Source organism: Streptomyces sp. GD-15H (genome assembly GCF_045291515.1).
In the GTDB taxonomy this organism is placed as follows: Bacteria; Actinomycetota; Actinomycetes; order Streptomycetales; family Streptomycetaceae; genus Streptomyces.
On the sequence record NZ_CP149447.1, the window covers coordinates 3,099,536 to 3,112,079 of the forward strand.

General features: G+C 72.5%; 13 protein-coding genes. 6 read left to right on the top strand and 7 right to left on the bottom strand.

The genetic code is table 11. The features are described 5' to 3' along the window. Nucleotides 1–42 precede the first annotated feature (42 nt). The 6 genes from WJ438_RS14295 to WJ438_RS14320 form a co-directional block, all read right to left on the bottom strand. Nucleotides 43–1,284, bottom strand: a complete 1,242-nt coding sequence (locus tag WJ438_RS14295; protein ID WP_406725579.1) for an HD-GYP domain-containing protein — start codon at nucleotides 1,282–1,284, stop codon at nucleotides 43–45. Further along, the gene (locus WJ438_RS14300) at nucleotides 1,281–2,696 is read right to left on the bottom strand and encodes an HD-GYP domain-containing protein (protein WP_406725580.1); all 1,416 of its coding nucleotides are present in this window, start codon (nucleotides 2,694–2,696) and stop codon (nucleotides 1,281–1,283) included. Before WJ438_RS14300 ends, WJ438_RS14295 begins: the two co-directional genes overlap by 4 nt. A gap of 235 nt (nucleotides 2,697–2,931) precedes the next feature. Continuing rightward, nucleotides 2,932–3,285 (bottom strand): mycothiol system anti-sigma-R factor, encoded by a 354-nt coding sequence (gene rsrA / locus WJ438_RS14305; protein ID WP_406725581.1) that lies wholly within the window; start codon nucleotides 3,283–3,285, stop codon nucleotides 2,932–2,934. Continuing rightward, nucleotides 3,282–3,977, bottom strand: coding sequence for a sigma-70 family RNA polymerase sigma factor (locus tag WJ438_RS14310; RefSeq protein ID WP_406729687.1), 696 nt, complete (start codon nucleotides 3,975–3,977; stop codon nucleotides 3,282–3,284). The genes rsrA and WJ438_RS14310 overlap by 4 nt, the downstream gene beginning before the upstream one ends. 258 nt (nucleotides 3,978–4,235) lie before the next feature. Further along, nucleotides 4,236–5,027: an alpha/beta family hydrolase gene (locus WJ438_RS14315; RefSeq protein WP_406729688.1), complete on the bottom strand. Its 792-nt coding sequence runs from the start codon at nucleotides 5,025–5,027 to the stop codon at nucleotides 4,236–4,238. 10 nt (nucleotides 5,028–5,037) lie between these two features. Next, nucleotides 5,038–5,853: an SOS response-associated peptidase gene (locus WJ438_RS14320; RefSeq protein WP_406725582.1), complete on the bottom strand. Its 816-nt coding sequence runs from the start codon at nucleotides 5,851–5,853 to the stop codon at nucleotides 5,038–5,040. A 49-nt stretch (nucleotides 5,854–5,902) separates the two neighbouring features. Here WJ438_RS14320 and WJ438_RS14325 point away from each other — a divergent pair, with 49 nt between their 5' ends. The 4 genes from WJ438_RS14325 (at nucleotide 5,903) to WJ438_RS14340 (ending at nucleotide 10,110) form a co-directional block, all read left to right on the top strand. Beyond that, complete coding sequence (locus WJ438_RS14325; RefSeq protein WP_406725583.1) at nucleotides 5,903–6,673, top strand: M50 family metallopeptidase; 771 nt, start codon at nucleotides 5,903–5,905, stop codon at nucleotides 6,671–6,673. Between the two features lie 601 nt (nucleotides 6,674–7,274). Further along, a complete protein-coding gene (gene aroA / locus WJ438_RS14330) occupies nucleotides 7,275–8,591 on the top strand; it encodes a 3-phosphoshikimate 1-carboxyvinyltransferase (RefSeq protein WP_406725584.1) in 1,317 nt (438 codons plus the stop codon). A gap of 11 nt (nucleotides 8,592–8,602) precedes the next feature. Further along, complete coding sequence (gene rsgA, locus WJ438_RS14335; RefSeq protein WP_406725585.1) at nucleotides 8,603–9,613, top strand: ribosome small subunit-dependent GTPase A; 1,011 nt, start codon at nucleotides 8,603–8,605, stop codon at nucleotides 9,611–9,613. 173 nt (nucleotides 9,614–9,786) lie between these two features. Beyond that, on the top strand, nucleotides 9,787–10,110 hold the full coding sequence (locus tag WJ438_RS14340; protein ID WP_406725586.1) for a DMT family transporter: 324 nt from the start codon (nucleotides 9,787–9,789) through the stop codon (nucleotides 10,108–10,110). Nucleotides 10,111–10,143: 33 nt separating this feature from the next. On the opposite strand, the gene WJ438_RS14345 is transcribed toward WJ438_RS14340, so the two are convergent. Then, nucleotides 10,144–10,758 carry a TetR/AcrR family transcriptional regulator gene (locus WJ438_RS14345; RefSeq protein ID WP_406725587.1) on the bottom strand — a complete coding sequence of 205 codons (615 nt, stop codon included), beginning with the start codon at nucleotides 10,756–10,758 and terminating at the stop codon, nucleotides 10,144–10,146. A 259-nt stretch (nucleotides 10,759–11,017) separates the two neighbouring features. On the opposite strand from WJ438_RS14345, the gene hisN reads away from it, so the two are divergent. Continuing rightward, nucleotides 11,018–11,818: a histidinol-phosphatase gene (gene hisN / locus WJ438_RS14350; protein WP_406725588.1), complete on the top strand. Its 801-nt coding sequence runs from the start codon at nucleotides 11,018–11,020 to the stop codon at nucleotides 11,816–11,818. Between the two features lie 166 nt (nucleotides 11,819–11,984). Beyond that, entirely contained in the window at nucleotides 11,985–12,389 is a 405-nt protein-coding gene (locus WJ438_RS14355) for a cyclic nucleotide-binding/CBS domain-containing protein (protein ID WP_406725589.1), read from the top strand. Nucleotides 12,390–12,544 lie beyond the last annotated feature (155 nt).

Genomic DNA, 12,544 nt, shown 5'->3' on the forward strand with positions numbered 1-12,544 from the left:
GCTCGATACCCGCCCTCACGCCCCGGCGCCGTCCTCACGGCCTCACATCGCATACCGGTCCCCGCGTTCCCGGAGTTCCCGGGACAGTACCCGGGCCAGCGATTCGACGACCTGGGGCGCGTACTCCCCGGCGGCGCCCAGCCTCAGTTCCTCCAGTGCCGTGAGCGGCCCGCCGGGGCCCCCCGCCCGGGACTTCTCGTCGTACGCGTTCACCACTCGGACGATCCGCGCGGCCAGCGGCTGCTCCCGGTGGGGGTCGGCCTGCCGCTCCACGATCCCCGCCACCCGTGGGTCCACCCCGGTCTGGCGGACCACCGCGCCGCCGAGCAGGGCGATCCGCCGCTGTTCCAGGACGGGCAGGGAGGCGGTGGCGCCCACGGGCACCGGGTCGACGAGGCTGAGCTGGCCGATGTCGTGCATCAGGGCGGCGTACTCCAGCACCGTCAGGTCGGGCTCGGTCAGCCCCAGGTCCCGGCCCACCGACCGGCTGAGCTCGGCGACCCTGCGGGCGTGCCCGGCCGGGGTGCAGCCGGCGATCTCGGTGGCCCGCGCGAGGGAGGTGATGGTCTGCCGGTAGGTCGTCCGGACGGCGGCGTACCGCCGATAGGACAGCTGTGCGAGCAGCAGCGGCACGGAGAGGAGGGGCAGCGCCCACAGTCCCACGACCGCGACGCCGAGTGCCATCACCGCGCCCGTCGCGACGACGGCGGCCACGATGCCGGGCAGGGCCCGCAGTTCGTCGCACAGCACCGGCGGGAAGGGCCAGCCGGTGCGGGAGTGGGCCAGCGCGGCGGCGAGCACGGCGTCGCAGAGCGCGGACAGGGACAGCAGGGCGAGCAGCAGCAGCGCGTGGGCGGAGCCACCCCAGTCGTCGAACGTCCCGCGGCCGTGGAGGGGCTGGAAGCACACGGCGACGAATCCGACGGTCAGTGTCCGGCGGGCCAGGTGGTCGCGGGTGGGTCCGGGACCGCGCCCGACGTGCGGCACGCTGCCGAGCAGGGAGCCGGCGAGGACCACGGTGACGATCTGGGCCGCGTCGTGGTGGGTGGGCCGCCCGCCGGCCTCACCGAGCAGCGCGTACGCCAGCGCCCCGGCAGCGGCGAGCGGCGCGGCCTGACGGACGTGCGGTCCGTTGTGCCGGGTGAGCTCGCCGACGGTGACGAGCACCCCGAAGGCGAGGGCGGCACCGCGGTCCGCGACCCCGTTCCACAGGGTGGCGCCGAGACAGCCGGTGGCGAGCACGGCGGCGCCTGCGTGCACGAGGGTGTGCAGCCGGAGGCTCATCGGCGGGCCCGGGGCTGATCGGTGACGGATCCGGCGGGGTAGGGGGCGTCGAGGTCGGGGGCCGGCACGGGAGCGGGCAGATCGGGGGGCCGGACCTCCTCGGCCGTCACCGCGGGGTGCCAGCCGGCCCGGCCGATCGCCCGTACGAGCGCTTCCACCATCCGCGGGTCGAAGTGACCGCCCGCACACCGCTGGAGCTCCTCCAGCGCCACGGGCACCGGCCGGGCCCTGCTGTAGGACCGGGTGGAGGTCATCGCGTCGAAGGCGTCCGCGACGGCCACCACCCGCGCGGACTCCGGGATCTGCCCGCCCGCCAGCCCGTAGGGGTAGCCGCTGCCGTCCAGCCGCTCGTGATGGTGCAGCACCGCCGCGCGGGCCTCACCCAGGAAGGAGATCCCCCGCACCATCTCGTGCCCGTACTCGGGGTGCAGTTCGATCACCCGCCGCTCCTCGGGGGTCAGCGGTCCGTTCTTGGTGAGCAACCGAGTGGGCACACCGAGCTTGCCGACGTCGTGCAGGATGCCCGCGAAGCGCAGCATCTCGATCCGTTCGTCGTCCATGCCGAGCTCACGCGCGATCATCGTGGAAGCCTGTCCGACCCGCTCGCTGTGCCCGCGCGTGTACCCGTCCTTGATGTCGACGGCCTGCACGAGCGCGCGGATCGTCGCCTGGTGGGCGGCCCGCTCCCGGTGGTACTGGGCGAACGCCCACCACGAGACGTACATCGGCAGCAGCACGAGCAGCGCGGTCACCGGCCCGTAGGGACTGCGCCACAGCAGGGCCATCATCAGTCCGGCGAGCCCGTGCACGGTGACCGGCGCGAGCGAGCGCAGGAACAGCCGCCGCCAGGTGGCCGGCCGGGAGTTCAGGCTCCCGCGCCGGAGCGGCACGCCGGCCGTGAGCGCCACGATGCCGTGGTCCAGCAGAGTGAGTACCAGGCAGAACACCAGTACCGAGGCGCCGACCGCACCCAGCGCCGCCGGCACGTCACCGGCCGCGACCGCGTCCCGGCCGCCGGCCGCCTGGTGCGCCCGGCTCGCGGCCCACACGGCGAGCGTCAGCTGACCGGCCCGCCAGATCCGCCGCGCGAGGAACGGCCGCTGTTCCACCGGGGTGAGCAGCGCGCCGGGCAGCGCGACCAGCGCGGCGGCGGACGGCGGCAGCAGGAAGGCCGCGGCCAGCAGTACGGGGTGGAAGGTGCCGCCCGGATTCGGGACGCCGAGGTACCGGGACCGGACGAGGCACTCGCAGCACGCGTACAGCACGGCGAGCGAGGCGAGCGCGCGCCAGGGAACGTGCGGCACCTGCGGGCCGTGCACGAGCTGCGCGACGTGCAGCGGCAGCAGACAAAGCAGGCCCGCCGCGGCGACACCGGCCACATACACGCGAGCCCGCGCCGGTAACGCCTCCATGAGCCCCTCCCCCGACCGTGCCTGCCGCGCTCGACGGCCTGCCGTCTGTCAGACTCCGGAGCCTAGGGGGCGAACGACGCCTCCGCGGGCCCATGACCCGCGGATTAGCGCGTACGAGTGACGTCGCTCCCCTTTCGGGGGACGTTTTTCGGGAACGAGTTTCCAGATCGACCAGACAGCCAGGTCGGCCAGAGAGCCGGACGGCCGTACGACCGGGCAGCCGGGCGGTCCGGTCTCAGGACTCCTGCGGCGTGGCCTGCGGGGCCTGGGACGGCTCGGAGACCTGCGGGGCCTGGGCCGGAGAAGCCGTGACGTCCTGCTCGGGAACGGCCTGACCGGAGCGGATCAGGTCGAGTCGGCCCATGACCTTGGACCGCAGGTCGCCCGGCACGTTGTCATGCCCGCAGCACCGCTTGACCAGCTTCTTCACCGCCTGCTCGAGTCCGTACTTCTCGAGGCACGGCGAGCATTCCTCGAAGTGGTGCTCGAACTTCACGCAGTCGGCATCCGGCATCTCACGGTCGAGGAACTCGTAGAGATGATCGAGGATCTCGCTGCAATCCGTCTCGTGCGGCTCTCCGCAGCTCATGACCCCGAGCCTTTCGCTTCGTTCGACTGTCCGGCACCCGCCGGGACCAGTCCGCGCTCGCGCGCGTAGTCCTCGAGCATGCCGCGCAGCTGGCGGCGACCACGGTGCAGCCGGGACATCACGGTACCGATGGGTGTGCCCATGATGTTGGCGATCTCCTTGTAGGCAAAGCCCTCGACGTCCGCGAGGTACACGGCGATGCGGAACTCCTCGGGAATCGCCTGGAGCGCTTCCTTGACGTCCGAGTCGGGCAGGTGGTCGAGCGCCTGCGACTCCGCCGAGCGCAGACCGGTCGACATGTGCGACGCGGCACGCGCGATCTGCCAGTCCTCGATCTCCTCGGCGCCGCTGCGCTGCGGTTCACGCTGCTTCTTGCGGTACGAGTTGATGAACGTATTGGTGAGAATCCGGTACAGCCACGCCTTGAGGTTCGTGCCTTCGCGGAACTGGTGGAAGGACGCGTACGCCTTGGCGTACGTCTCCTGGACCAGGTCCTCGGCGTCCGCCGGGTTGCGCGTCATGCGCAGTGCGGCCGAGTACATCTGGTCGAGGAATTCGAGAGCGTCCCGCTCGAAGCGCGCGTTGCGCTCCGCGGGCGATTCGGTGCTCTTGCCGCTCCTGCCGCCCTGGCCCTCGGGCTGCTCCGCCTGGCCGTGTTCGGTCCCTGCGCCGGTACCGGGAACCGGACCCACCTCCTCCAGAGTCGTCGTGCGACCCAAAGCGGTCTCACTCGAATCGGAGGATAGACGACGATCCGGTCCGTCCGCCGCCCGAACAGGGGCGGTCCGGGCCGCGTGCAGCACCGTCCAGTCCAGGTCGGCACGGCTACTGCGCCTCGGGCAATACGTCGACCCCATGCGGCGGACTCCCTCTCTCCTAAGACGTCGATGCCGGCGACCGGCGGATATGTCGGGGTCAACAGCGGGGAGGGCCGGGACATTCCCGAAGCTTTACCCGAGGGGGCCGTGCCGCCGCTGCCCGAGCGCGTCGACCCACCGCACGACCGCGTCGGTGACGACCGTCAGGGCCTCGTCCTGCGTGATGTCCGCCCGCCTGGGAACGCTGAGGCCGTGATCGCCGTGAGCCACCTCCACGAGTTCGTACGCCCACCCGTCTCCCACCACCGCCCTCGCACCGACGCTCTTCCAGAGCTGAACGCCTGGGGGGACCCCCATCGCGCGGCCCCTCCCGTACTCGGGGAACTCCCCGGGCCTGCCGAACGGATCGTTGCCCCCCTGCACGACGAGGGTGGGGACCGCGACGCCGAGCAGTTCCCCGGCGCGGGACTTCTCGGGCCTGCCCGGCGGATGCAGGGGGAAGCTGAGGGCGAGTACGGCATGGGCGCCCAGTTCGCCGGCGGTGCGGCACGCGACGCGGGCTCCGGCGCTGCGCCCGCCCGAGATCACCGGCAGGCCCGGTTTCGTCAGCGCGGGCCAGATGTTCCGCCAGGCGACGTCCAGGGTCTTCGGCGCGGGCGCCACCTTCTTCCCGGCCACCCGCCAGGGCTGCTCGACCAGGGCCACGGTCACGCCGTGCGCGGGGAGCACGGCGGCCAGGGCCCTCAGGTCGCGCGCCTCGATGCCGCCGCCGGCGCCGTGACTCAGTGCGAGGACGAGGCGTGGGGTGCGTCGGGCAGGGTGCCAGGTGATGCGGGCGGGACCGGCTTCCGTCTCGACGGTCTCGACGGCTTTGGCGGTCTCGGCGGTCTCGGCGGTCTCGGCGGTCTCGGCGGAAGGTCTCACGTTCGTCACATCAGAAGAGTGTGCTCTCTTCCGGTGCGGCCAGCTCCCTCAGCAGTTCCGGGCCGTTGTTGCGGACGTTGCTGACCGCCGTGGAGACCGGGAAGGCGCGCATCAGGCCGGGGGGCGGCGGGGTGAGCAGCCCACGCAGGTCCTCGGTGTCGGTCCGGGAGGGGTCCAGCCAGGCGTCCCATCGGTCCGGCGTGAGCATCAGCGGCATCCGCGGGTGGATGTCGGCCAGGGCCCGCGGGCCGTCCTCCGGGGACACCGCGAGCGGCGTGGTCTCCGCCTCGGTGGTGATGACGGAGCACGTCACCCACCAGGCCCGCGGATGGTCGTCCGGCAGGGTCCGGTCCCGCCAGAACTCGTACAGTCCGGCCATCGCGAACACCGAGCCGTCGGCCGGCGTCACGAAGTACGGCTGCTTGCGAGGGCGTTTCCTCTTGCCCTCGACCTCCAGTTCCCGCTCCTGCGTGCCGGTGACCCACTCGTAGTAGCCGTCGGCGGGCAGGATGCAGCGGCGGGTGGCGAAGGCGCGGCGGTAGGACGGCTTCTCGTGCACGGTCTCCGCGCGTGCGTTGATCATCCGGGCCCCGCCCTCGGGCGTCTTGGCCCAGGACGGCACGAGGCCCCATTTCAGCTTCCGCAACTGCCGAACCGGCCGCGGGTCGTCCGCGTCCTTCACTACGCGGTCCAGAACGGCGAAGACCTCTTTGGTGGGGGCCACGTTGTAGTCGGGCTCCAGCGTCTCCTCCGGGTCCCACTTCTGGACGCCGAAGATTTCCGCGAGCTCCTCGGGGCTGCGACTCGCTGCATACCGTCCGCACATACATGCAACACTGCCAGACTCCGTGCCACCCGAGGAGCCCCCACCGAACATGGACAGCACCGCATCCGCCTCGCTCGCCTCGCTCTGGGACGAGGTGTCCGGTACCCAGCCCGACCCGGATCTGTGGGTGGTGATCGCCGCACTGGCCGCCGCGCTCGTCGTCGTCACACCGCACGGGCTGTGGCGGCTCTCCCGCAACGCCATCACCATCGCCCACGAGGGCGGCCACGGGCTCGTGGCACTGCTCACCGGCCGCACGCTCACGGGGATACGCCTCCACTCGGACACCAGCGGCCTGACCGTCAGCCGCGGCAAGCCGACCGGCATCGGCATGATCCTCACCGCCGCGGCCGGCTACACCGCTCCCCCGCTGCTGGGACTCGGCGGCGCGGCGCTCCTGGGCACCGGACGCATCACCCTGCTGCTGTGGCTGGCCACGCTGCTGCTCGTGGCGATGCTGGTGATGATCCGCAATGCGTACGGGGCGTTGACGGTACTGGTGACCGGCGGCACCTTCGTCCTGGTGTCCTGGGTGGCGGGCCCCCAGGTCCAGGCTGCGTTCGCGTACGCCGTGGTGTGGTTCCTGCTGCTCGGTGGGGTGCGTCCGGCCTTCGAACTCCAGGCGAAGCGGGCGCGCGGGGGCATATATGGCAGTCGCGGAGCGTCGTTTGAGGGCGGTGGTGTGCGGCGGGCGGGAGACTCGGACGCGGACCAGTTGTCCCGGCTGACACACGTACCGGCGGGGCTGTGGCTGTTCCTGTTCCACGCCGTGTCGCTGTGCGCGCTGCTCGGCGGGGGACGGTGGCTGCTGGGGCTGTGATGCCGGCGGTGCCGGGGAGGGACGGCGACTGCTGTCGTGACGTCTGACGGCTGACGGTTCCAAGCGACGCCCGGACCGCCCGGGGGCGTCGGCTGCTTGCCGGGGAGAGCGTGCGCGCGGGTGGGTGCGACTCGATCGTGTGGTGGTCGGCGGGCGGGCGTGCGGTGTGGTGGGCCGTGCGGGGTGACGCGCTCGTGCGCTCCGGGACGCCGGGTACGGCGCCTGCCGGGTCCCCTGCTCCACCGGAGTGATGGTTCGGGGCCCCCCGTCGCCTCCGGCCATGCTCGTGCCGCCGGGCCGTGCGGGAGCCGGCCCCCGGGTGCGGACCACGCACCGGATGCGTGTCGCCGCCCCGGGGGCGAGTACGCCGGGGACCCGGGGCACCTCCCCCGCCCTCGAGGCAGCGGGGGAGCGCCCAGGACCGTTCGGGGCGTGCGGCTGAGCGGACTCAACCCTGCTCAGCCCAGAGGAACGGTTCCGTCGGGCCTCCCCCGGGAGAATCCGCTGGGCGGCCCGACCAGGAGTGACTCGGACGCGGGGGTGGCTGACCCGGAGGTCCCGGGCACGCCCGGCGGTCGGGGCCCCCACTAAAGTGGGGCGCATGACCGCTAACCCCGCACACACCTCCCTTTGGCCCGCCCCGCACGCGAGCGGAGCCGTCGACGCGACGGTCCACGTGCCCGGGTCGAAGTCGGTCACCAACCGTGCCCTCGTGCTCGCCGCCCTCGCCTCCGAGCCCGGCTGGCTGCGCCGCCCGCTCCGCTCCCGGGACACGCTGCTGATGGCGGGCGCGCTGCGGGCCATGGGCATCGAGATCGAAGAGGGTGTGGGCCCCGACGGCACCGGTGAGGCCTGGCGGGTGCTGCCCACGAGCCTGCGCGGCCCGGCCACCGTCGATGTCGGGAACGCCTGGCACGGTGATGCGGTTCCTCCCCCGGTCGCCGCACTCGCCGACGGCCCCGTCCGCTTCGACGGCGACCCCCGCTCCTACGAGCGCCCGCTGAACGGCGTCATCGACGCGCTGCGTCACCTCGGTGCCCGGATCGACGACGACGGCCGCGGCGCGCTGCCGCTGACCGTGCACGGCGGCGGCGCACTGGACGGCGGCACCGTGTCGGTGGACGCGTCCTCGTCGTCGCAGTTCGTCAGTGCCCTGCTGCTGTCCGCGCCGCGCTTCAACCAGGGCGTCGAGGTCCGGCACACCGGTTCGACGCTCCCCTCCATGCCGCACATCCGGATGACCGTCGACATGCTCCGCGCGGTGGGCGCCCAGGTGGACAGCCCCGAGTCGGGCGGTGAGCCCAACGTCTGGCGGGTCACCCCGGGGGCCCTGCTCGGACGGGACCTGACGATCGAGCCGGACCTGTCCAACGCGCAGCCGTTCCTCGCGGCGGCGCTGGTGACCGGCGGCCGGGTCGTCATCCCGGACTGGCCCGCCCGCACCACCCAGGGCGGTGACAGGCTGCGGGAGATCTTCACCGACATGGGCGGTTCCTGCGAGCTGACCGAGTACGGGCTCGTGTTCACCGGTTCCGGGTCGGTCCACGGCATCGACGTGGACCTCGGCGATGTCGGCGAGCTGGCGCCGGGCATCGCCGCCGTCGCGGCCCTCGCGGACTCGCCGTCCACCCTGCGCGGCGTGGCTCACCTCCGGTTGCACGAGACGGACCGCCTGGCCGCGCTCACCAAGGAGATCAACGAGCTCGGCGGTGACGTCACCGAGACCGCCGACGGTCTGCACATCCGCCCCCGCCCGCTGCACGGCGGCGTCTTCCACACCTACGAGGACCACCGCATGGCGACCGCCGCCGCGGTCATCGGCCTCGGGGTGGAGGGCGTGCGCGTCGAGAACGTGGCGACCACGGCGAAGACCCTGCCGGACTTCCCCGACCTGTGGACCGGGATGCTCGGGGCATAGGAACGCAGACGATGCGCCGCTACGGCAAGCACACCGACGAGGACGACATCCGCTCCCGCCCGAACCGCAAGGGCAACCGGCCGCGCACCCACATCCGGCCCAAGCACGAGGACGCCGCGGAGGGCCTGGTCCTCACCGTCGACCGGGGCCGGCTGACCTGCCTCGTCGAGGACCGGGTCGTGCTCGCCATGAAGGCCCGGGAACTGGGCCGCAAGGCGGCGGTGGTCGGTGACCGGGTGGCGATCGTCGGCGACCTGTCCGGCGGGAAGGACACGCTCGCGCGGATCGTCCGCATCGCCGAGCGGACGTCGGTACTGCGCCGTACCGCGGACGACGACGACCCCTACGAGCGGGTCGTCGTCGCCAACGCCGACCAGTTGGCGGTCGTCACCGCCCTCGCCGACCCCGAGCCCCGCCCGCGCCTGATCGACCGCTGTCTGGTCGCGGCGTACGACGGTGGGCTGACCCCACTGCTGGTGCTGACCAAGTCGGACCTCGCGCCGCCCGACAAGCTGCTGGAGCTGTACGGCGCCCTCGACATCCCGTACGTCGTCACCAGTCGGGCGGAACTGGAGAGCGGCGCGGCGGCCGGCCGGGTGCGGGAGCATCTGGACGGCCGGATCACGGCGTTCGTGGGGCACTCCGGGGTCGGTAAGACGACGCTGGTGAACGCGCTGGTGCCGGAGGAACGGCGGCGTTCGACCGGGCTTGTCAATGCGGTGACGGGGCGCGGGCGCCATACGACGACGTCCGCGCTGGCGCTTCCCCTGTCGGGCGCGGAGGGATGGGTGGTCGACACCCCCGGGGTGCGCTCGTTCGGCCTCGCCCATGTCGATCCGTCCCGGGTCATCCACGCCTTCTCCGATCTGGAGCCGGGTACGGAGGGCTGCCCACGCGCGTGCAGTCACGACGAACCGGACTGCGCCCTGGACGCCTGGGTCGCCGAGGGTCACGCGGACCCGGCGCGTCTGTACTCGCTGCGGAGGCTGCTGGCGACGCGGGAGCACACGGAAGGCGACTGAGCCGGAGCGGCCGGGAGCAGCCGGGTCCCCTCGAGCCATGACGCGGGGCCGTCGGCCCTCGCGTGTTTGTCATGGCGTGCGGACGGTAAGTCCATAATCGCACCGAGTGGGATCCGAAGCTGTCGAATCCGGCGAAGCGGTCACTGTCAGCGGGGACAACGGGAGGACGACACATGGCGTGGCTCATGGTCGTGGTGGCCGGGTTGCTGGAAACCGGGTTCGCCGTGTGTCTGAAGCTGTCCTACGGCTTCACACGGCTGTGGCCGACGGTCGCCTTCTGCGTGTTCGCGCTGGGCAGCTTCGGCCTGCTGACCCTGTCCCTAAAGAAACTCGACGTCGGGCCGGCGTACGCCGTGTGGACGGGGATCGGGGCGGCGGGGACGGCGATCTACGGGATGGTGTTCCTGGGTGACCTGGTGTCGACGCTGAAGATCGTGTCGATCTCCCTCGTGATCATCGGAGTGATCGGACTGCAGCTGTCGGGATCGGCGCAGTGAGCGCGGGACGCCGATCGCCGTGAGCGTGCGGCGCTACGGCACCGGCTGACGGTTCAGGGCGCTGCGGACCAGGTCGGCGATGCCGCCCTCGGCCGGCGGCGGCGCGGCGACGCAGGACAAAGCGAGGCGCACCACCAGCTCGCAGGAGCGGGCCAGCTCGGCGGTGTCGGCCCTGGGCACACCGGCGCTGGTCAGGGCTGCCACGGCGCGGTCGCGGACGAGGGCGACGAGATCGCCGGGCGAGGGCAGTGGGCCATCGGCGCGGCGCTGGGCGGGCACGGCGGAGCCGGACCGGACCGGCGCCAGGGTCGGGGAGGGAAGGCGCTCGCTCCAGCAGCCGGTGAGCATGGCCCGGACCAGGGCGTTCCCGGCGGCCGTGACGGCGGTCCACTCGGCCGCCGCGGTGAGCCGGTCGCGGGGGTCGTGATGGACGGTGAGGGCGCGGTCGACGCCGGCGAGGTAGCCGTCGGCCTCCCTGCGGACCAGGGCCCTGGCGAGTCCGTCCTTGCTGCCGAACTCGTTGTAGAGCGTCTGCCGGGACACCCCGGCGTCCGCGGCCACGTCCACCATCCGCACCGCGGACCACGGGCGACGCGCGAGTGCCGTGTAAGCGGCGTCCAGCAGAGATTCCCGCGCTGCAGGCATCATCGCCTCCCTCGGGGCGGGCGAGCGGCTCTGCGCTTCAGATTTGACGCGCCGCCGGGCACTGTCAAGGGTCCGCGTGGGGTGCGGAGTTCCGGGGCCGCGGGAGGTGTCCCGGCCGCTCGGCCGGTGCGCGGCCCGTGCCCGGTCCGTACGCGCCCCGCGCGCGCCCCGCGCACGGTCCGTACACGGCGGCGCACAGCGGGCACACGCCCGCGAAACCCCCGGTAGCTCTGGCCCCACCTCGGCAGATACGGTTCGTTGCATGCCCGACTACCTTGACGACCTGCGTCTCGCCCACGTCCTCGCGGACGCTGCCGACGCCGCGACGATGGACCGGTTCAAGGCCCTCGACCTCAAGGTGGAGACCAAACCGGACATGACGCCGGTGACCGAGGCGGACAAGGGCGCGGAGGACGTCGTCCGGGGCCACCTGAAGCGTGCCCGCCCGAGGGACGCGGTCCTCGGCGAGGAGTACGGGGTGGAGGGCACGGGGCCGCGGCGCTGGGTGATCGATCCGATCGACGGCACCAAGAACTACGTACGCGGCGTCCCGGTCTGGGCCACGCTGATCTCCCTGATGGAGGCCGGAGAGGGGGGCTTCCAGCCCGTCGTCGGGCTCGTCTCGGCTCCCGCTCTGGGCCGCCGCTGGTGGGCCGCACAGGGCCACGGCGCCTTCAGCGGCCGCAGCCTGTCCCAGGCCTCCCGGCTCCAGGTCTCCAGGGTCTCCAAGCTCTCCGACGCCTCCTTCGCGTACTCCTCGCTCAGCGGCTGGGAGGAGCAGGGGCGCCTGAACGGCTTCCTCGACCTCACCCGCGAGGTGTGGCGCACGCGCGCGTACGGCGATTTCTGGCCGTACATGATGGTCGCCGAGGGGTCGGTGGACATGTGCGCGGAACCGGAGCTGTCGCTCTGGGACATGGCCGCCACCTCGATCGTGGTCACCGAGGCCGGCGGCAGCTTCACCGGACTCGACGGCCGCCCCGGACCGCACAGCGGCAACGCGGCCGCGTCGAACGGGCTGCTGCACGACGAGCTGCTGGGCTATCTCAACCAGCGCTACTGACGTCCGATCCGAGGGCGTGTCCTCGTTCCGCCGCACACGCCCTCTTGTTGACGCCCTCTTTACCTGCGACTGTGAGAGTCCCCCGCTTGTGAACTTGTGAAACCGTGAACTAGCGGATCGGCCCGACGTCCGCCGGCACGGTTTCCGTAGGAGGTGGCTCCATCCCATGCTCGTCCGCGACGCCATGAGTACGGTGGTCCTCACCATCGGTCCCACCCACACCCTTCGCCAGGCCGCCGTCCTGATGTCCGCCCGCCGCGTTGGCGCGGCCGTGGTCCTCGACCCCGACGGCACCGGCATCGGCATTCTCACCGAACGCGACATCCTCAATTCCCTGGGGCTGGGCCAGGACCCGGACTCCGAGCGCGCCCACTCCCACACCACGACCGACGTCGTCTTCGCCACCCCGTCCTGGACGCTCGAGGACGCCGCTCACGCCATGACGCACGGCGGCTTCCGCCATTTGATCGTCCTGGAGCAAGACGAGCCCGTCGGCATCGTCTCGGTGCGCGACATCATCCGCTGCTGGGCCCCCGTACGGCAGCAGGCCGCCCAGCGCGCACCGGCGTAACCGGAGGGAGGGCCGCGCCCGACGTACGCGCCGGGTGCGGCCCGCATACAAAACGGCCGGGCTCCCCGGAAGGGGGCCCGGCCCGCCGCAACGACAAGCGGTCCAGCGCTGGAATCAGCCGCGCAGGGCCCGGACCGCGGCCTCCAGCCGCTCGC